A 21,015-nucleotide genomic window follows, 5' to 3' on the forward strand; every position below is an offset into this window, starting at 1 on the left:
TTACGTACTGCTTATGCCTGCTGACGGAAACGTAGCTCTTTTATATTAAAAACGTAAAAATACAGCACAGGGCAGCGATTCTCATATTTACTTGAGAATCGCTGCCCTACGTTTTGGTTATCGACTGCTTGCATTAGCTGATTATGATTACGACTGGGTCAGTCACGACTCTAGAAAATTCTCCGAATCCATCTATTCAGCTTGGCGAAACCCTGCGACCTCTCTTCCGAAGTATGGGGGTAGGGTTTTGCTAGTGAAGACTCAAATCCATCGATTTCTGCTCGGGATTCCTTCTTTTTGAAACAAATTAAAAGACAAGTCAGTAACAACACGCAGATTAAAGTTGCTGTATTAGTAAAACTACTATTCCAAAACATAATCTGAACATTCATTAAGGAATGGACGCCAATCACGAAAAATAGATTCTTGGTTAAGACATAGAGTAATGAGAATATGACCCCTAGAATTACTAGTACGATAAAATCATAAACAAAATCCATTCCGACTAATCCTGATAAGATCCGATTTGGGATATGTATAGCGGCAAAGATAGATTGTGAGATAAGCATTGCATAACCAATGCGTGAAGTATTGTTATAGACTTTTTTTAATAAGAGATAGATTTGAACTAGCAGAAAGCCCCGAAACAAAACTTCTTCCAGTAAAGCATTTCCGAAAATCTGACCCAGGAATTCACCAAAGACGACGTTCGGATTCGTAAAGATATCATTATTGAATGTTAAACTTGAGTGAGTCAGTAATGTCATACCTAAATCAACAATGTTTATAGCGAGCCAAAATAATAAAGTACCGAAAAGTCCTGCTAATAATTTATTTTTTGTTAACCCCAAATCCTTAGGTGATAATTTAGCTATTATACATAAGAAAATAACCACTTCTAACACAAGACCGAACAGGTTTGCAGCTAACATTTCGTTGATCCATCCGTTTGTGCTTTTGGCAATAACGCTTAGTGTTCCATTTGCAAAAAGGACAAGGTTAACCGTTAGAGTGAAGAGAATATGAATAAAAATAAGACTGACGATAAAGCGTATTGATGTAGGCTTAACACTAACAATGGTTAGCTCTTCAGTTACTTTATTGCGCAGCATGATTTGTAATCCTCCTTAGGTTTTACCCGAGCATTGCGTATTCTAGAGTGTTATTTATAATACATAATTTTCCAAATACTATCTGAGATTTACTATATTTTTTAAGTGCCCGAGTTCACCATTAGAAAAATCATATATACACTTTATCTTCACACTTCTCCAGATTGACAGATGCAGGGGCACTGGCTATACTTGAAATGTTAAAATGCAAATCGGATAAAACGTTGATGAAAATGAAGTACGCCGGAGGATGGCTTGATCAGAGAACAGGTTCCTTTACGAAAGCATTTCGTAATGGCTGTGAGAACCTTGAAGACAGGCCGGTGGAAAGCTAATTTCGGAGTGTGAGATCACAAACTCACCGGGGGCACCCGTTATCAGCCGCGACAAGGCGATCGCCCTTTAACTTTCCCGTAAATCGGGTCATGGCGATAACCAGGGTGGTACCGCGATATTAATCGTCCCTGAATTATTCAGGGGCGTTTTTTTGTTTTTATTTTTTAGAAAATTTGTACAATCTGGCGCATGAGCCGAATTAAAAAGATGAGACGGGAGCTGTAAACAATGAAAGCAAGTGAAATTCGTTCCAAATGGCTTAAGTTTTTTGAAAGTAAAGGTCACAAGATTGAACCTAGTGCATCCCTAGTACCGCATAACGATCCCTCGCTGTTATGGATCAACGCTGGTATGGCACCATTGAAAGCATACTTCGATGGCCGTGAGATTCCTGAGAACCCGCGCTTGACGAACTCGCAGAAATGTATTCGTACCAATGATATCGAGAATGTAGGGAAGACACGCCGTCACCATACGTTCTTCGAAATGTTAGGTAACTTCTCTATCGGCGATTATTTCAAAGAAGAAGCTATCACATGGGCTTGGGAATTCTTGACTGGCAAGGAATGGATCGGCTTCGATCCAGAACGTATCTCCGTAACTGTGTATGCTGAGGATGAAGAGGCATTCAAGCTGTGGAATGAAAAAGTAGGCTTGCCAGCAGAACGCATCATTAAGCTAGGTGACGAAAACTTCTGGGATATCGGCGAAGGCCCTTGTGGTCCTTGTTCGGAAATCTTTTATGACCGCGGCGAAGCTTACGGCAGCGACATGAGCGATCCTGAAATGTATCCAGGTGGAGAAAACGAACGCTGGCTTGAAGTGTGGAACCTTGTGTTCTCACAATTCAACCATAACAAGGATGGCAGCTATACGCCGCTTCCGAACAAGAACATTGATACCGGTGCTGGACTGGAGCGTTTTGCATCCATTCTTCAAGATGTAGATTCCAACTTCGATACCGACTTGTTCCAACCGATTATTCAAAAAACAGCTGAGCTTGCTGGTGTGACTTATAAAGATAATGTTGAGCAGGATATCGCGCTTAAAGTTATCGCTGACCATGTGCGTACGGTTACTTTTGCTGTAGGTGATGGAGTACTTCCTTCTAATGAAGGCCGCGGTTATATTATCCGCCGTTTGCTACGCCGTGCCGTTCGTTACGGAAAGACCTTGGGTCTGGATCGTCCATTCCTGCATGAGTTGACGGAAACCGTTGGTGAGATTATGGGTGTGTATTATCCATCTGTTGTCGAAAATCGTGAATATATCGCAAAGATCATCCGTACCGAAGAAGAACGTTTCCACGAGACATTGTCTGACGGATTGGCTATCTTGGGCGAGATCAGTGCTAAAGCAAAAGCAGACGGACACAGCACGATTGCTGGAGCTGATGCATTTAAGCTATATGACACTTATGGATTCCCATTTGACCTGACTGAAGATTTCGCAGCAGAGCAAGGATTAACTGTAGACCGTGAAGGTTTTGATGTCGCTATGCAAGAACAGCGTGATCGTGCGAGAGCTGCACGTCATGACGGTGGCAGCATGAAGATTCAAGGTGGCGCATTAGCGGATCTGACGGTTAAAAGTGAATTTGTTGGATATAATGACTCGGTAACAGAGTCGAAAATTATGGCTATTGTTGTGGGTGACGCATTGGTCGATACCGCTGGCGAAGGCGTAGAGTGCCAAGTGATTCTTGAGGCAACTCCGTTCTACGCTGAAAGTGGTGGACAAGTGAGTGACACGGGTGTACTTACTGGTGGTTCTGTTACAGCTAAGGTAAAAGGGTTGTTCAAGGCTCCACATGGTCAACATGTACATTTGGTAACTGTGGAAGCTGGAGAATTGAAAGTAGGCGAATCGGTTCGCGCTGAAGTGGATCGTGCACAGCGTGAAGATATCGTGAAGAACCATACAGCTACACATCTACTGCACAAAGCACTTAAAGAGGTTCTTGGCGGTCATGTGAATCAAGCAGGATCTCTAGTGGAAGGCGCACGTTTACGGTTTGACTTCTCCCATTTCGGAGCGATTACACCGGAAGAACTAAGCGACATCGAGCATCGCGTAAATGCACAAATCTGGCGTGGACTTGATGTAGTCATTGAGAACAAGCCAATTGATGAAGCTAAAGCGATGGGTGCCATGGCACTATTTGGTGAAAAATACGGCAATATTGTCCGTGTCGTTCAAGTCGGCGATTACAGCCTTGAGCTTTGTGGTGGATGCCATGTATCCAACACGTCTCAGATCGGAATTTTCAAGCTGCTTAGCGAAAGTGGTATTGGTTCCGGAGTGCGCCGTATCGAAGCAGTGACTGGACGTTACGCTTATCAGTTCACTGAGAGCCAATTGGATCTGCTCAAGCAATCTGCGGGTCTACTGAAGTCTTCTTTGAACGACGTTCCAAAACGGATTGAAGCATTGCATAACCAAGTGCGTGAGCTTTCGCGTGAGAATGAATCCTTGCAATCTAAGTTGAGCGCAACATTTGCCGCTGAACTAACAAGCAGTGTGAAGACGGTTGGTGCAGGTACACAGCTTCTTGCTGTTGCTGTTCAAGCAGGGAATATGGACGCTCTGCGTTCTACTGCAGATGAATTGAAATCCAAGCTCCCGGATGCTGTACTTGTTCTGGGTGCAGCGATGGACGACAAGGTGAACTTTGTTGTAGCTGTACCACAGGATCTGGTGAAGAAGGGCTTCCACGCTGGTAAGATTGTCAAAGAAGTCGCAGCAGTATGCGGTGGCGGCGGTGGCGGACGTCCAGATATGGCACAAGCTGGTGGTAAAGATGCTTCCAAGCTTGACGAGGCACTGGCTAAAGCAGAAGAGTTTGTGGCTTCCCTAGCATAAATAAAAATAACGAAACTATTTCTTAATTTAAACGTATTACGAAAAAACATAGCGGTACTGAGAGTTTGACATCAGTACCGCTACTCTTTATTAACAGGTGGTTAGATTTTCATGAATTATTGTGCTTGACAATAGCTTAAAAGCCAAAAATATCATTATTTTTGTAGAGGAAATGCCAAAAAAAACGTGATTCCACGCGCAGGATTTCCTCGTTGGGCTATGAATATGTTATGATAAAGGAAGCAAGTGAGCTGCACAGTAGCAACTTTGCGAAGCCGCCCTTATAGGCGATTTTGCAGAAGGAAGGTGTCACAAATGGACTCCATGGACAAAACGGTCAAATTCAATGTGAAGGGCGACGAAAAGGAAGCTTCTCCCCAGGAAATATTGCTCGCTGTATACGATGCACTGGTGGAGAAAGAGTATCATCCGATCAATCAGATCGTAGGGTATCTACTTTCCGGAGACCCGGCTTACATTCCGCGTCATAACAATGCGAGAAGTTTGGTCCGGAGAAAAGAACGTGATGAGCTGATTGAAGAGCTGGTTAGATTCTACCTCGTCAATCACAAGGTGGATAATCCCAGATGAAGAAGAAGTTAGGACTTGATTACGGCGACCGTAGAATCGGTGTAGCCACAAGCGATGTTTTTGGATGGACGGCACAAGCTCTTGAAACGATTGAGCGCCGCGGTACTGGTAATGAGTTCGAACGTATTCGTGAACTTGTTACGGAGCACGAAATTGGAGAGATTGTAGTTGGTCTACCGAAGAATATGAACGGCTCAGTAGGACCCCGGGGCGAAATCTGCATAGAGTTTGCTGACAAGCTGCGGGAGCAATTTGCAATGCCCGTACACCTTTGGGATGAGCGTCTGACGACGGTATCCGCAGAGCGGGTGCTGATTGAAGGGGACGTCAGCCGGAAGAAACGCAAAGGGATTGTGGACAAAATGGCTGCAGCCCTGATTTTGCAAAATTTTTTGGATGCTAACAGTAAAAGGTGAGGGGTGCGAGGATATGACAAACGAACAGATTGGCCAAGAGGAAGAACCGGAAATTATCTATATTCCCGATGAGGAAGGTAATGAAGAGGAATTCGAGGTCATTATGAAGTTTGAGGTTGATGGCTCGGACGCTAAGTACATGATGGTGGTTCCGCTTGATTCCGAGGACGAGGAAACCGATGAGGTTTACGCGTTCCGTTATGTGGAAGAAGGCGATGATCTTCAATTGTTCATGATCGATAATGACGAGGAGTGGGCGATTGTCGAAGAGACTTTCAACACACTGGTTGACGAGTTGGACGGAGGATCTGAGAATGACTGATGTATCCGCTGATCAAGCGGTTTGGACTTCGCGGCTTAAGGAAGCCTATGGAGAAACAGTAGAACTGGAAGATGAGCAGGGCAAGTCTTCCATTTACGATATTATCGCCGAATTTGAAGTCGGTGGTATTGGCTATGCAGTGCTGAAAGGCGCTGGTAAAGACGTGGATTATGAAATCCTGCGTATCGTTGTCTCTCCTAACGGACTTCCGGAACTAGAGAACATCGTGGACGATGAAGAGTGGGAAGACATCTCTGAGCTATATGATGAGATGACTTTTCCAGTGGATGACGCAGAATAAACCTTAAACATGTACGTTACATTTATGATGAGTACGGAAGAGGGCGGAGAATTCCGCGCTCTTTTTGCTTGGAATACGAACAATACGATATAACAAGTAACATGATCATGAAATATGTATTGAAAATTAAGTATTACACTTTTATACTTTATAGTCGGAAAGTGAGGAACCAGACTTGAAATCCGCAATCCGTACTTTGCTTATCGTTATTCTTTTGCTGGTAGCAGCAGGGGGCGGGGGCGCTTGGTACATTTGGAATGGGATGCAGCCGGAGCCTGCAGGACCTGCCGTAACCTTTACGGTAGAGAAAGGCATGGGCAGCGCCGAAATTGCTGATCTGCTCGAACAAAATGGCATTATTCGCAACAGTCTTTTTTTTAAGGGATATTTGAAATGGACCAAAGAAGGTTCCAGCTTCAAAGCTGGTACTTATGTTGCTAGTCCAGGAGACACCTATGACGAGCTCATCGAGAGGTTAAATGCTGGTGATGTTGTTAAGGAAGAGACCATAACTTTTACAATTCCCGAAGGATATACTGCTGAGCAGATTTCCAAGAAGCTTGCTGAAGCGTGGAATCAGGATGCTGCTATTTTTCTCGAAATAATGGATACCGGTGCGGGCTTGAAGGGAATTGATGTTCTAGGTATCCCACAGGATAAGAACCTTCGACATCGTCTTGAAGGGTATTTATTCCCTGAAACGTATGAACTAGCCAAGGATAGTACGCCGCAGGAAGTTGTAGAAGCATTATTGGATCAGTTCCAGAAGAAGCTGGATACGATCCCAAATTGGAAGCAAAAGCTTGAAGCACGTGGAATGACGCTTCATGAGCTGTTGACAGTGGCCTCGTTAGTAGAGCGTGAAGTCGTGGTAGATAGTGAACGCCCGCTAGTTGCTGGCGTTATTTATAACCGCTTAAAGAAAGAGCAGAAGCTGGAGATTGATGCTACAGTTCAATATTTGCTCGACAAACAGAAGGAAAGACTGTTATATAAAGATTTGGAAGTTGACAGTCCTTATAATACGTATAGAAATATTGGGCTTCCTCCGGGACCGATTAGTAATCCAGGGCTGGCTTCTATTCAGGCGGCACTCGAACCTGAGGCTTCTGAATACTACTTCTATGTGACCAAGAAAGATGGCACACAGGGCCACTTGTTCGCTAAGACCTACAAGGAACATTTAGCCAATATCGAAAAAAGCAAGCAAGAATCAAAATAAAATATTAAAATGAAGAGTGGTGCGGTTGAAACAACTGTACAAGTAGGAGGTACAACATGACTAACAAACCGGAATTGCTGGCGACAGCAGCATCCTTAGAGGAAGCTGCTGCTTTGCTGGATGCCGGAGCCGATGCATTGCTGATCGGGGATGACCGTTTCGGCATGCGTCTTGCCGGACATTTCTCTCTGGAGGATACAGCTGCTGTTGTAGAAATGGCACATGCGCGTGGCTGCAAAGTATATGCTGGACTAGGGGGGCTTATGTCCAATCGTCTGCTGGATGAGCTTCCTGCGTATGTTAAGGCTATAGGTGAACTTGGTGTTGATGGTGTTGAATTCGGTGATCCTGCTGTGTTAACCACAGTGAAGAAGGAAGCGCCGGGCATGAATCTGCATTGGAATGCGGAAATGACCTCTACCAATTACGCAACCGCAAATTATTGGGGGCGTAAAGGCGCTACTCGCGTCGTTCTTGCTCGTGAGCTGAATATGGATGAAATGACGGACATGGTTCCGCTTTTAGAGGTAGAGGCACAGGTTCAGGTTCACGGCATGACCAATATATATCATTCCAAGCGTAAGCTTGTAGAAAGCTATATGTCACATCAAGGACGTCCAAGTGAGGGCGGCAGTCTTGGCAAGGAACGTGGTCTATTTTTGATCGAGGCAGAACGAGATGACCAAAAGTTCCCGATCTATGAAGACGAGAACGGTACACATATTATGAGTTCGGAAGATATTTGTATTTTGGAGGATCTTCATATCCTCATGGCTGCAGGCGTACAAAGTTTTAAGATTGAAGGCTTGTTGAAATCAACAGCGTATAATGTGGCGGTTGTTAAGACTTATCGCAAAGCTATTGATCTCTATGTAGCTGATCCAGAAGGTTATTCTTTCCAAGAGGATTGGATGGAAGCTATCAGAACGTTGCAGGATCCAGAACGGGAGCTAAGCTTCGGATTTTTCTATAAAGAGCAAGTATATTAAGTTTAATTTAATGAGAGTTTTTAGTTCCTCGCAAAGACTAGATGCAGTAATCATACGCAGACATCACTTTGTGGGGCGATGGAGGGGAGAACAGGAATGGGAACCATGACTAAGCCGCAACACAAGGGCAAACGTTACCGTCTGGACCAGCCGGAGCTCCTAGCTCCGGCTGGTAATTTGGAGAAATTGAAATTCGCAGTACATTATGGTGCGGATGCTGTTTATATCGGAGGGCAGAAATACGGCTTGCGTTCAGGAGCAGACAATTTCAGCTTTGAGGAAATGCGTGAAGGTGTTGAATTCGCCAAGAAATACGGCGCTAAGGTATTTGTTGCAACGAACATTTATGCTCACAATGAAGATGTCGCAGGGATTGAAGAATATCTGCGTAACTTATATGAAGTTGGCATTGCTGCCATTATCGTAGCTGACCCGGTCATTGTTGATACAGCGCGCCGTTTAGTACCTGGATTAGAGGTGCATTTGAGCACACAGCAGTCTACACTGAACTGGCAAGCGGTATCCTTCTGGAAAGAAGAGGGTCTGCCACGTGTAGTACTCGGACGTGAGACAAGCCTGGAAGAGATCGCTGAGATTAAGAAGCATGTCGACATTGAAATCGAGAGCTTTATCCATGGTGCGATGTGCTCCTCGTACTCCGGTCGATGCGTATTATCCAATCACTTTACAGACCGTGACTCCAACCGCGGAGGCTGCTGTCAGTCTTGCCGCTGGAAATATGATTTGTTCGAGGATGCGCGTCCTGAAGGCACTTGGGTATCTGAAGAAGATCAAGCTGAAGCGCAATCTCCGGCACCATTGCTTCCGGGTGTAACTCAGATTCCACTGCATCAGCAAGGAGATAATCAATTCTCCATGGGATCTAAGGATCTATGCATGCTGGAAAGTATCCCTGAACTCATTGAAGTGGGCATCGATAGCTTCAAGATCGAGGGACGGATGAAGTCGATTCACTATGTAGCTACTGTAGTTAACGCTTATCGTAAAGCCATTGATGCTTACATGGCTGATCCAGAAGGATACGAGTTGAAGCAAGAGTGGCTGGATGAGCTGAACAAGGCGGCGAATCGCCCGCTTAACACAGGGTTCTTCTATGATACTCCGGATCATGAAGATCATATCTATGAGCCTGAAGAAAAAGCGGCTCCTTATGATTTTGCCGGACTTGTACTAGAATACGATGCTGAGAGTGGAATGGCACTCATTCAGCAACGTAATCACTTTAAGCCAGGTCAGGAAGTTGAATTCTTTGGACCGAATGATACATTCTTTAAACAAACTGTAGCTGAATTATGGGACGAAGCAGGTAATCCGCTTGACGCAGCCCGTCATCCACTGCAACGTGTCCGTATGAAGGTAGACCAGCCAGTTGCATACTTTGATATGATGCGTAAGAGAAAATCTTAATAAGATACAGGGATGTTCTTAGCTATAAGAGCATCCCTGTTTTTCTTTTGACAAAGCTAACAATAAGTTATATATATTAGTAACTAACAAATAAATCCAAGAAGGAGGGTAGAATGAAGGGATTTTTTTTGCCTCAAAATACATAGGTTAAAAGTTATAAAAAAAGTATAGTAAAGCTAAGAAAAAAGACCTAATAAACCGATATATAATATAGTTAGCGCTTTCATATGTCCTCTAATATTAGCGGGTAGATGATCAAGATGGGGATCCTGATCAAGATAGTATTAGTGAAAAGCATAAAGAGAGAAGGTTAGAGAGATGAAGAAGAACAATAAAAAATCCGTAAATGTACAGAACAATGAAGCAGGCACAGGAAAGACATCCAAGCTAGATACTAAGAGTATGATGTTGGGTTGGGGAAGCCAAATCAAGAGAGTTAATCCTATCCAATCCGTCGGAGTGAAGTTATTTCTAATATTCCTGTGCTCCACTGTAATGGTAGTCATGTCACTTGGACTTATATCCTATTCCAAGGCGAAAACAACGATAAAGAATAACGTATCCGAAGCCTATCGTCAGACTATTATTCAGACTGCGGAGAAGCTGGATATTACCTTAAAACAGTATGAGAACTTGGCATTACAGCTTTATTTTGATGCGCAGATGCAAACGGACCTGAAGGCTTTGTCTACTGCACAAACAGCTTACGAGAAATTTGAAGCAACAAGTGCAATAAGTAAGAAGTTGTCCAGCCAGACGACAACAGATTCTAATATTATCAGTGTCTCTTTGATTCCAGAGTCTCCTGAGCAGGATATCGTTACAAGTGGTAGTGCTGGCATTACTCTTGACGGAATACGTGAACAAGAATGGTACAAGAAGATTGTAGCCGACACTAAAGAATATAATTCATATTATTCGGACGGTGACAAAGGCGGCGCTAAGAATATTTGGTTCTCCACTTCTATTCAAGGGAATGCAGAAAAGGATATTGCTATGGTTAGATCCCTCAAAAATTTGGGATCAGAAAAAGGATACATAATCATGCTTGTGTTGAAAAACTCACTGCTGGAGGAATCTTTTGCAAGTGTGAAGCTGGGAGATGGCTCCCGCATTCAACTAGTATCTCCTGAAGGTACAGTTGTGGCTTCTTCTAATCCAACAGACGACGGAAAGCCGTCGGAGTTTTCTTTTATCAAAGAGAGTAAGAAAAATAACAATAGTTTAGAAGCTAATGATCCAAACGGAAAAGAAATTCTGGCGGTCTTTAATCCGATGATACGGGCAGATTGGAAGCTCTCTGGTGTAGTTCCTACAGACGAGCTAGTGAAGGAAGCCCGTCCCATTCTGTTGACGACGTTTATTACAGCTGCTGGTGCAGCGCTGCTTGCGATATTGATCGGGATTTGGATGGTTCGTATGATTGCTCGCCCTCTGGCACGATTGAAGAATCTTATGGTTCAAGGTGCAAGTGGAGATTTAAGTGTGCGTACTGAATATGTGTCTAAGGATGAAATTGGCCAGCTATCAGCTTCCTTTAACTTAATGATGGAGCGTATTACTGAGCTCGTATCACAAACTAGAGAAACCGCTCGAGATGTTCTGGAGACCGCTGGTGAGCTTGGAGAAGCTTCACGCAAGACAGCTATCTCGGCGAAGGAAATCGCAGCTGCCACGGAAGAAATCGCTGGAGGAGCAGGCAGTCTAGCACTTGAAGCTGAACGTGGTAATGAGCTTACAGACGTGATCGCTACACAAATGCAGACCGTGATAAGTGCCAATAGTGAAATGGATGAGGCAGCACGTGGGGTAGGAGAAGCTAGTGCTCAAGGTGCCAAGCAATTAACGGATCTATTGGATCAGACAAGCCGTACTGGGGAGAAGACAAGTGCACTTGTCGAACGTGTTAACCATTTGAAAGAAACGGTATTCTCAGTGATTAAGGTGCTGGATGTAATGAAGAGTATCACCCAGCAGACGAATATTTTGTCATTAAATGCGACAATAGAAGCCGCGCGTGCAGGTGAAGCAGGCAAGGGCTTTATGGTGGTAGCAGGTGAAGTGCGACAGCTCGCCGACCAATCGAAGCAGTCTATTGCCCTTGTTGCCGGAATAACCGACAAGATCATAATGGAAATGAACGAAACGGAAGCTGTACTATCTGAAGTGGCACCTCTCTTCAAAGAGCAAATAAGCTCGGTGAAGAGCACGAGTGATATCTTTGTATCCGTAAAAGGACAGATGGATGAGTTCATCACTAGTCTGGAATCGGTGACAACAGCGATCAGCAGTTTGAACCATTCACAGGTTGTATTGTCCGAAGCAATGGGTAACGTAAGTGCTGTAGCCGAGCAATCTTCAGCAACTTCTGAAGAAGTGGCTTCGCTCAGTAATGAACAGCAAAGTGTAAGTGATCAACTTGTTTCTCTGTCAGGCAAGCTGGAAAGTGCTTCAGGACAGTTAAAGGACAAACTGTCATTATTCACTATAAAATAAGAGGGTTCCTCAATAATCCTTTTAGAGTTAGCATAACCAAACCGCTCCTTCGTTATGAAGAAGCGGTTTTGTTATTGTGTAAAGAAGAACTTCCCCGTATAATAATTTTGTTAGGTAATTAATAATAACAAGTTAGGTAAAAAGAATTAAGGAGAAGGACCATATGAAAGGTAAACGTATCTTTGGCTGGTGGTCCGTTATCGGGGACATGAGCATGGAACGCAAGCTGCTCCTCGTCTTTTTGATTATTATTACCCTTCCGCTCACCTTCATTAGTGTGTTTACTTATAAAAGTTATTCAGAATCTATTCAGGGCAACACCATTGCTTATTCTGAGAAGCTAATCGATCAAATGATGGATGGGGTAGATGATTATATTGAAGATATGAAGCGTATTTCATCTATGCCAGCCTATGTGGATGATATTAAACAAAATTTAATTCGTTCAAACCGCTACTATGAGCAGAAAGAGATCATGGGTGGCAAAGAAGGTAGTGCCGCATTGTCGCCTGGAGATTTTGATCTGCTGCTGTCCATTCAGCGGGGAATAGAGGGCAATATTTCATTTATTAACAATATTAAGCGGGGCGCCAACACGGTTTATATTTTTGACGCGCATGGGAATGGTTATTATTCTACCAAGGATGGTGGAGTACGGCTTGACCTCGATCAAAGTTATAAGTACTGGAGTCAGCAGACAAAGGATTCTAGCGGAGAGGCACTATTGTTTGGTACCCAGTCGTTTACGAGTAATTTGCAGAGCACTCGCTATGTTTTTACCGTTGTTCGCAAAATCGTGGATGGTTTGTTGAATCCGATTGGACTGATCGCGGTAGAAGCGAATATTAGCAATCTGGAGAATCGAGTTACAGAGCTGGATAAAGTAACACATGGCAAATCTCTAATCGTTGATGAAAATGGGATGGTCGTGTACAACAGCGAGAAGAAGCTTCTTGCCACAGATATTTCTAATTCAGACTTGTTCAAAAGGGTCGGTGGGATATCCGGAAGTTTCTATGACATGGTTAATGGAAAAGAATATTTGAATATATACTCAAGCTCTAACAAGACCAATTGGAAGGCCATTATCTCCATTCCTGTGGATGTACTGATGCGGGATGTGAAGGTGACCCGGAATGCAACGCTCGCTGCAACATTAAGTATCATTGTGTTGGCGTTAATTATCTCCATTATTCTTTCCTTTGCACTCACTAAATCACTTTCTCAGATGATTCACCTGATGAAAAAGGTTCAGGGCGGCGATTTAGATGTGATGTTTAGGGTTAGACGACGTGACGAGATTGGTCTGCTCGGGCATCAGTTCAATCGTATGTTGGCTCGGATCAGGCAATTAATTCAGGATATTTACCGAATCGAAGAACAGAAGAAGGAAGCGGAGCTTCATGCTTTGCAGAGTCAGATTAATCCTCATTTTATCTATAATACGCTGGAGTCGATCCGAATGACGGCTGAGCTTAACGATGATATTGAAGCTGCGGATATGATCTCAATTTTGGGTAAACTGCTACGGTATAGTACAAGTGATTTAAGCGGTAAAACGACCATGAAGCAAGAACTTGGATATGTGAGCAATTATGTTGAACTGCTGAACTGTCGTTACCCTAATCGTTTCGTCCTTGAGATCGACGTGCCGAAGGCGTTGGATAATTATTCTATTATCAAGCTGGTCTTCCAGCCGATTATAGAGAATGCTGCCTATCATGGCTTGGATGATAACAAACCGCAAATGCATCTGAGCATCCGTTGCGAGATGACAGACCAAATGCTCTTGTTCCACATTAAGGACGACGGCTGTGGAATGGATGAGATCACTTTGGAGAGATTGAATGAGGGGCTGCAGAAAGAAAGTCCTCCTAAGAAAAATATCAATGGGGGCATAGGAATGAAAAATATACAGCAGCGAGTGCGCCTTCATTATGGAGCAGCATATGGAATTGAGGTATATAGTCAGCTTGGACAAGGGACGGATGTTATTTTGTCGCTACCATTGCTGGAACCGGAATTGATTAGATTACCTGACTGAAATAAGAAGGGGCTGTCCGTTGATGGGGATGAGATTACACTGGACTACGCGTACCATACTGCTGCTGCTCTTTTTGTTATCGATTAGTGGCTGTGAGAACAACACCAAGCAAACAGAATCTTCAGTGCCTCCAGTTGGAAGCGAGGTGAAGTCTGACTTATCCGGCACCATAGTCATGATGACCAATCGAGTAGATCTGATTGAGAACGGAACCTTTCAAGGGTACGCAGACCAATTCAAGGAAAAGTACCCCGAAGCGAATGTTGAATTTGAAGGTTTATCTAATTACGCAACGGATATTCTGGTAAGGCTGTCCACCAAGGACGCTGGAGATGTACTTTTGCTTCCTGTGAATCTTCCATCAAAGGAACTGGATTATTTTTTCGAACCGTTGGATGAAGAAACGTCGGCTAGTGAGCGCTTCACCTCTTTTGCTACTTATGATGGTAAGCGTTATGGGCTATCCACGGGAACTACCACGGTAGGGATTGTCTATAATAAAAGGTCTTTCGAAAAAGCAGGAATTACCGCTGTTCCGCAGACACTGGATCAATTCTATGAAGCTTGCGCTAAATTAAAAGAGGCTGGAATTATTCCACTGTATATGAATTATGGAGCCGTCTGGCCACTGCGTGAATGGGGAAATAGTCTGGTCAATTATATGACAGGCAACCCTGAGTATCTAAATAATATGGTAAATGAGGATAGCCCATGGCAGCTCGATAATGAGTGGGGGAAATCCATTTCCATTGCTCGAACCTTAATTGCTAAAGGTTATGTAGAGAATGAACTCTTCTCGAACAATTGGGAGATCTCTAAGACTAGACTCGCTAAAGGTCAAGCTGGCATGTATTTACTTGGGAATTGGGCGGTTGGTCAAGTGCTTGATGTGGGGGCTTCACCAGATGATATCGGATTCTTCCCATTTCCTTATGATAATAGCAGTACTCACTATGCACCGATCAATCCAGACTGGTTCGTGGGTGTTAGCAAATACAGTAAGAATAAAGAGCTTGCTGTGGCTTGGTTGAATTTTTTTGTAAAAGAGACTTCGTATCCAGATAATTGGGGATTCCTTCCTGCTGATGGTAGTCTGAACCCTTTTATGCCGCAGTATCGTGAATTTTTATCTTATGAACCTAAGCTGGTGTATGGCACGGTACAAACTGATGCGTTCATTGATCTGGCGAATAGAGCCAAGCTATCCTTTTGGTCCGGAGATTATATTCAGGAGTTACTTGCTGCGCCTGATCTACAAAAGTCTTTTGACGAATTAAATGAAAAATGGACGGAAGCACGGGCAGGTACACTGGCAACTTCTCAGCCTTAACGTTAGTTCAACATTAATTTTATTACAATCTCTGGAGGGTTTAATATGGCTAAAAAGGTCACCATGCAAAAAATAGCTGATCATCTCGGTGTATCTAAATTTGTTGTCTCCAAGTCACTATCGGGTAAAGCTGGCGTTAATGAGACGACCAGAGAACGAGTGATTCAAGCGGCTTCGCAGTTAGGCTATTTTACGCAAAAGAATGCCTTTGTCCAAGGTATAAAGCGAACTCCTCCGGTAGGGGGCAGTGATCGCAATAAGCAATCTGTGCTTGTATTAATGCCGAATATCCGCTCACAGACTCAGGATTCCTTGTATTGGGGAAAGATTGTGGACGGTATTGCCCTTGCGCTGGATCAAGAAGGACTAGGGATGGTGATTATCTCTGAGAACCGTGCGGATAATTTCGTCAATATCTTGAACCCAAGCGGGATTCTTGGTTTGGTAGGTGTGGGCGAAATCTCCACTTCATTACTACTTGAGGTACATCGCATCGGTCTGCCGATGGTGCTGATTGACCATGAAGATCCATTAATTCCGAGTGATACTGTATTCGCTAACAATGTGGATTCCATGGCCCGGCTTACTAATCATTTGATGGGGACAGGACATACACAAATGCATTTTATCGGGAATATTGGATTTTCACGGAGTTTCCGGGATCGGTGGATTGGCTTCCGGAGTGCACTGGAGGAGAGTGGGATAAGACTGCCTTTGGGAGATGATGCGAATCTCTTTTTGGAAGGGGTGGAGGAAGATGTATTCCAAGAGGACTTTAAAAATTGGGTGCTGAAGCGGAAAAAAGCTAAGACACTTCCAACCGCCTTGGTTTGCGCCAATGACAAAACAGCACTCTCTGTTTGTGATATTCTGAAGGCAGAAGGTCTTAATATCCCAGGGGATATCTCGGTTACAGGTTTTGATAATATTGAGGATGCTTTAAGAGGTGTTCCACCGCTTACTACTGTGCATGTCCCTAAAGAAGCGATGGGCCGGGCGGCAGTGGAGAAGCTGCTAAGTCGGATTGGGCACCCCTCGGCGCCACTTGAGAAGATCCTGATCGCAGCAGACATCGTGCATCGTGATTCTGTGGATATACCGAGAGACTAGAAATTAGCTGGTTAAAAATAATTGAAAGCTATGGGATTTTGGATAGGGGGAAATACAGTTATGATAGAACCTGTTGCAATACCAGTGATTGAAGGTAAGAATATTACTCTGCGCAGTGTAGAAGAGTCCGATCTGGAGGCCTATTACAACTTTTTACTTGATGATGAGATGGGGCGTCTAACGGGATCGCAAGGAGAATTCTCTCGTGAGCAAACTGCAGCTTGGATTCGTAAGATTAGTGTTCCAGCCGAGGATCGTGTGGATCTTATGATAATAGTAAAAGTAACGGATGAGCTTATTGGAGAAGTGGTGCTGAACGAAATAGATCCAGACAACCGTAGCGCAAACATTCGAATTGGGATTCGTAGTCATGAATATAGAGGTAAAGGTTATGGTACTGAAGCTATGACTCAAATGCTGCGATATGGCTTTGAAGCCTTGAAGCTGCATCGTATCCATCTTGGTGTATATACGTTTAATCCAAGAGCCATTCATGTCTATGAGAAGCTCGGTTTCAAGCGCGATGGGGTGGAGCGGGATGCTCTTTATGTAGATGGAGAATTTCATAATATGATTTTGATGTCTATGCTGGAGGATGAATACCGGGCTTTGTACAATTTTAAAAAATGAACCTATGGTGAGGAAGACTCTACGTAAATTCCTCACCAGATTCACTTTGAATATTATTCTGTAATATTTCCAGCCATTTTGAGGCGTTTGGCAATTTCTTTGAAGTCTTCGGGGGAGATGCCTGGAGCGAACTCCTCTTCGACTGCAGGAGCTACGGGGATCGGGAAGCCTTTAGGTGATCCTTGAATGACTTCCAGCGGGAGATTATCCTCTGGATGGGTTCCCTTCCAAATCTGATCGATGGCGCCGAAGTCACTGTCACTCCAGGTGTACAGCTTTGTATGCACACCTTTCTCCTCATATTTCTTCGCTTCACTAAATGATTTGTTATTTAACGAAGGAACCGGCACGAGCTTCGTTACATTAACACCTGTCGCGATTTCGATGGCTTTGGCATAAGCGACCACATGGACACCACCGCGCACTAAAAGAAATCCGACTACAGCGCGTGCAGCTGGATGGTCTGTCATTTCGTAGACTTTCATTTTATGTGTTCTGGCTCCACATTCGAGGAAGAAGTTATGTAGCAGATCTTCCACTAGGTTGCCGCTATTAAATACATTTGCTCCGGTCCATGGATTTCCCGTTGAATCAAAAGGCATTGCCCCTTGAGCCCCCGCCAGAAAGTGATAGGATAAACGCGCATCTTTTACAGACCCTAGAGGGGTGGAATCTGGCTTTTTATAACTTGTTGACCCTCGAAGGCATTTATTGATGGCATGCGAGACTAGCTCCACGTGGCCTAGCTCTTCCGCCGTTATACTCATCACCAAATCATAAAAGGGTTTCAGTTTGTCTTTTGAACGGAAATTAAAGGATTGATAGAGGTAATTGTTAAGGGTCGACATTTCTCCAAACTTTCCGCCAAGCAGTTCTTGTACAGCGGCAGCAGCATTGGGATCTGGCTTCTCAACTTCAGGGATCTCGATCATGATCTCATCCATACGTTTGAACATTTATGTCTCAGCCTCCTTGGAGTTAGGGGATTACTGAGCTATTTTGAGCTTAATCTATAGGAATTAATCATTAATGGGTTAAAAAGTATGGATATTTATCAACAATTAGAGAGTATCCCTTAATGTCACTTACAAGCCGAAAAAGAAATCAGTAAAAACTGTCAGATAGGCATAGTAATGTGCTATGGGACACAGCTGACCTTAAACGCAGCATTATCTGATTTTTGGAATGCTAACGGACTCCAGAGCAGCTATCGACCTGGAAAACGCTCTAAATGAGCCTCTTTTCGGTAAATAGCGTCACTGGAGTCCGAAATCTTACTTTAAAGGCTAAAAACATATGAATAACTTCATCTGAGTCCGAAAGACACGTTAGATAATGGATGAATGGTTGAAGCGGACACAGAATGATCAAAAAACGCAGAGCAGCGACCCTCTATTAAGGAGAATCGCTGCTCTGTTGATTTTTAAGGTTTTCAATTTACAACACTAAATTACGATCAATGAGGGCGATACGTTGCTGTACACATGCATAAGATCGAAGGGGATCTTCTGGTGTGTTCAGTACATAATCTAACATTTGGTCAACGGTAGTTGTAGCTACATGGATGCGAGTATCGGAAGAAGCGTAGTAAATAAAGATTTCACCGTTATCACGTGCAATCACACCATTACAGAACACGACGTTGGAGACATCGCCGACACGTTCTTCACCGTCTGGTGCGATGAAATGACCGCCTGGTGAATGCGTAACTTTGTTTGGCTCCTCCAGATCAGATAAAAAAGTGTAAAGCACGTATCTGAGTCCAGCAGCTGTGTTGCGTACACCATGAGCAATATGCAACCAGCCCTTTGCAGTTTTGATTGGAGCTGGACCTTGGCCATTCTTAACTTCCTTGATGGTGTGGTAATGACGCTCATCTATGATAGTCTCACTCGTAATCACGGCATCCTCAATTGTATCCGAGAGTCCCCAGCCAATACCGCCACCAGAGCCTGCATCAATAAAGCCATCCTGTGGGCGAGTGTAGAAGGCGTATTTTCCATCCACAAATTCAGGGTGGAGCACGACATTACGCTGCTGAGCAGAACCTGTCTTAAGATCGGCCAGACGTTCCCAGGTTTTCAGATCCTTTGTGCGAACAATACCACATTGTGCTACTGCACTGGAAAGGTCACCGTGTGGAGCGTCTGGATCTTTGCGTTCTGTGCAAAAGAGGCCATAGATCCAGCCATCTTCATGGCTTACGAGACGCATATCGTAGACATTGATATCAGGAACTTCTGTCTCGGGCAGCACAACTGGATGATCCCAGAAACGGAAGCCATCCACACCATTGTCACTTTCCGCGACAGCAAAAAAAGATTTGCGGTCATTGCCTTCAACACGGGCAACAAGATAGAACTTACCGTTAAGTTCTATGGCACCAGGGTTGAAAACGCCGTTGACGCCGATTCTTTCCGCAAAGTAAGGATTAGTTTCAGGGTTGAAGTCGTAACGCCAGATTAGAGGAGCGTGTTCAGCGGTTAGCAGTGGATAAGCATAACGGTCATAAATACCGTTTCCATAAGGAAGCTTTTCATTGTTACGAGTGATCAGCGCTTCATAACGTTCTGTTAATTGTTGTTTGCGTTCATGAAATAACGATGACATTATACAGTCTCCTTTATAGTCGATCTCAGTCGTGCGATCATTTCGAAGCAGGCTCTGCTGTTATGATAAGGGCATTTCCAGGCACTAACCTTGGTTGCATGAGGCAGGGGCAGATGGTTCTTATCCACACCCCAGTACCATTCACCTAATTTGTGATCCACCATATATTTATCAATAAAAGTCCAGGAGGCTTGGGCAGCCTCATTAAATTTACTGTCACCGGTCAGCTGATAGGCATTGTAGAAGCCAACAACCGCCTCCGCTTGCGGCCACCAATCTTTATCTTTGCTCAGCAGCCCGCTTGGATCAGCTTCATTCCATATCCCGCCATCCGTATCTATACCTTCCGCAAGAACAGCTTCTGCCATGGAGATGGCTACTGTATGCACACGATGGAGTAGTTCTTCATGTCCAAGCGTTTCTGCGGCTTCCACTAGCAGCCAACTACCTTCGATATCATGTCCGTAGGAGATGATATCTGACTTCACCTTCCAAGCCTCATCTAAGAAAAGATGAAAATGCTTGCCTTCGTTATCAATGATATGGTCCAGCATCGTTTCGATTAGCTCAGCCAGCGTGCTCGCCAGCTCCTCTGATTTCCATACTCGATAAAGTCCGGTATACGCTTCCAACACGTGTAGATGGGTGTTCATTGATTTTTTCTCATTCATGTCCTTGCTGCTAAGGCTGAGGTTATCCGTGATTTGCCATTCCCGAGATAAAGCTTCAACATAACCTTTGTAAGTAGAATCATAGCCATATTTTTCAACAAGCCGGAATATTTGAATTGCCTCATCTAACACCTCAGGCCGTCCGGTCGCATGGTAGAACTCCGCAAGTGCGTAGATCGCAAAAGCTTGGCCATAGATTTGTTTTTTCTCCTGTGAGGGTTTGCCCTCAGCATCCACCATCCAGTACAATCCGCCATATTCTTTATCGAGGAAATGATCCATTAGATAGACATAGGCGCGTTCTGCCATGGTCAGATATTCTGTCTTGCCGTAGAGTCGGTAAGCGCTCGCAAAGGACCAAAGAATGCGGGCATTAAGAACAAGACTTTTCTCCGCGTTAGGCGCAATGTTCAGTTGATTGTCGATTTCACCAACAAAACCGCCATTAATTTCGTCCTTTGTTTGTTTCATCCAAAAACTGAGAATATTACCCTGCAGCTCATCCTCAAGCTGAGACAGCCATGATTCTGGTGAATTAATCATTG

17 protein-coding genes are annotated in these 21,015 nt (G+C 44.1%); 13 read left to right on the forward strand and 4 right to left on the reverse strand.

Translation table 11 applies throughout. The features are described 5' to 3' along the window. Window positions 1-170: 170 nt before the first annotated feature. A complete protein-coding gene (locus QNH28_RS07660) occupies window positions 171-1,112 on the reverse strand; it encodes a CPBP family intramembrane glutamic endopeptidase (RefSeq protein ID WP_283910848.1) in 942 nt (313 codons plus the stop codon). Between the two features lie 564 nt (window positions 1,113-1,676). On the opposite strand from QNH28_RS07660, the gene alaS reads away from it, so the two are divergent. The 13 genes from alaS to QNH28_RS07725 all read left to right on the forward strand — a co-directional run bounded on the left by alaS (window position 1,677) and on the right by QNH28_RS07725 (window position 17,189). Beyond that, complete coding sequence (gene alaS / locus QNH28_RS07665) at window positions 1,677-4,310, forward strand: alanine--tRNA ligase (protein WP_283910849.1); 2,634 nt, start codon at window positions 1,677-1,679, stop codon at window positions 4,308-4,310. Between the two features lie 315 nt (window positions 4,311-4,625). Next, a complete protein-coding gene (locus tag QNH28_RS07670; RefSeq protein WP_042125473.1) occupies window positions 4,626-4,901 on the forward strand; it encodes an IreB family regulatory phosphoprotein in 276 nt (91 codons plus the stop codon). Further along, window positions 4,898-5,317 carry a Holliday junction resolvase RuvX gene (gene ruvX, locus QNH28_RS07675; RefSeq protein WP_042125475.1) on the forward strand — a complete coding sequence of 140 codons (420 nt, stop codon included), beginning with the start codon at window positions 4,898-4,900 and terminating at the stop codon, window positions 5,315-5,317. The genes QNH28_RS07670 and ruvX overlap by 4 nt, the downstream gene beginning before the upstream one ends. A 13-nt stretch (window positions 5,318-5,330) precedes the next feature. Continuing rightward, a complete protein-coding gene (locus QNH28_RS07680) occupies window positions 5,331-5,639 on the forward strand; it encodes a DUF1292 domain-containing protein (protein ID WP_038569507.1) in 309 nt (102 codons plus the stop codon). Then, window positions 5,632-5,940 carry a DUF1292 domain-containing protein gene (locus tag QNH28_RS07685; protein WP_283910850.1) on the forward strand — a complete coding sequence of 103 codons (309 nt, stop codon included), beginning with the start codon at window positions 5,632-5,634 and terminating at the stop codon, window positions 5,938-5,940. Before QNH28_RS07680 ends, QNH28_RS07685 begins: the two co-directional genes overlap by 8 nt. Before the next feature lie 175 nt (window positions 5,941-6,115). Continuing rightward, the gene (mltG, locus tag QNH28_RS07690) at window positions 6,116-7,162 is read left to right on the forward strand and encodes an endolytic transglycosylase MltG (RefSeq protein WP_283910851.1); all 1,047 of its coding nucleotides are present in this window, start codon (window positions 6,116-6,118) and stop codon (window positions 7,160-7,162) included. 56 nt (window positions 7,163-7,218) lie between these two features. Next, the gene (locus QNH28_RS07695; protein WP_283910852.1) at window positions 7,219-8,151 is read left to right on the forward strand and encodes a peptidase U32 family protein; all 933 of its coding nucleotides are present in this window, start codon (window positions 7,219-7,221) and stop codon (window positions 8,149-8,151) included. A 96-nt stretch (window positions 8,152-8,247) separates the two neighbouring features. Then, on the forward strand, window positions 8,248-9,579 hold the full coding sequence (locus QNH28_RS07700; RefSeq protein ID WP_283910853.1) for a peptidase U32 family protein: 1,332 nt from the start codon (window positions 8,248-8,250) through the stop codon (window positions 9,577-9,579). A 318-nt stretch (window positions 9,580-9,897) separates the two neighbouring features. Further along, the gene (locus QNH28_RS07705) at window positions 9,898-12,075 is read left to right on the forward strand and encodes a methyl-accepting chemotaxis protein (RefSeq protein WP_283910854.1); all 2,178 of its coding nucleotides are present in this window, start codon (window positions 9,898-9,900) and stop codon (window positions 12,073-12,075) included. 163 nt (window positions 12,076-12,238) lie between these two features. Beyond that, window positions 12,239-14,119 carry a cache domain-containing sensor histidine kinase gene (locus QNH28_RS07710; protein WP_283910855.1) on the forward strand — a complete coding sequence of 627 codons (1,881 nt, stop codon included), beginning with the start codon at window positions 12,239-12,241 and terminating at the stop codon, window positions 14,117-14,119. A 22-nt stretch (window positions 14,120-14,141) separates the two neighbouring features. Continuing rightward, window positions 14,142-15,449, forward strand: coding sequence for an ABC transporter substrate-binding protein (locus QNH28_RS07715; RefSeq protein WP_283910856.1), 1,308 nt, complete (start codon window positions 14,142-14,144; stop codon window positions 15,447-15,449). Between the two features lie 45 nt (window positions 15,450-15,494). Further along, entirely contained in the window at window positions 15,495-16,559 is a 1,065-nt protein-coding gene (locus QNH28_RS07720) for a LacI family DNA-binding transcriptional regulator (RefSeq protein WP_283910857.1), read from the forward strand. Window positions 16,560-16,619: 60 nt separating this feature from the next. Then, window positions 16,620-17,189: a GNAT family N-acetyltransferase gene (locus tag QNH28_RS07725; RefSeq protein WP_283910858.1), complete on the forward strand. Its 570-nt coding sequence runs from the start codon at window positions 16,620-16,622 to the stop codon at window positions 17,187-17,189. A 53-nt stretch (window positions 17,190-17,242) separates the two neighbouring features. Here QNH28_RS07725 and QNH28_RS07730 read toward each other — a convergent pair whose 3' ends face one another. The 3 genes from QNH28_RS07730 to QNH28_RS07740 form a co-directional block, all read right to left on the reverse strand. Further along, window positions 17,243-18,145, reverse strand: coding sequence for a manganese catalase family protein (locus QNH28_RS07730; protein ID WP_283910859.1), 903 nt, complete (start codon window positions 18,143-18,145; stop codon window positions 17,243-17,245). 481 nt (window positions 18,146-18,626) lie between these two features. Continuing rightward, window positions 18,627-19,799 carry a glycoside hydrolase family 130 protein gene (locus QNH28_RS07735; RefSeq protein ID WP_283910860.1) on the reverse strand — a complete coding sequence of 391 codons (1,173 nt, stop codon included), beginning with the start codon at window positions 19,797-19,799 and terminating at the stop codon, window positions 18,627-18,629. Next, complete coding sequence (locus QNH28_RS07740) at window positions 19,799-21,013, reverse strand: AGE family epimerase/isomerase (RefSeq protein WP_283910861.1); 1,215 nt, start codon at window positions 21,011-21,013, stop codon at window positions 19,799-19,801. Before QNH28_RS07740 ends, QNH28_RS07735 begins: the two co-directional genes overlap by 1 nt. Between the last annotated feature and the right edge of the window lie 2 nt (window positions 21,014-21,015).

The sequence above is a fragment of the Paenibacillus sp. G2S3 genome (assembly GCF_030123105.1).
GTDB lineage: Bacteria > Bacillota > Bacilli > Paenibacillales > Paenibacillaceae > Paenibacillus_AQ.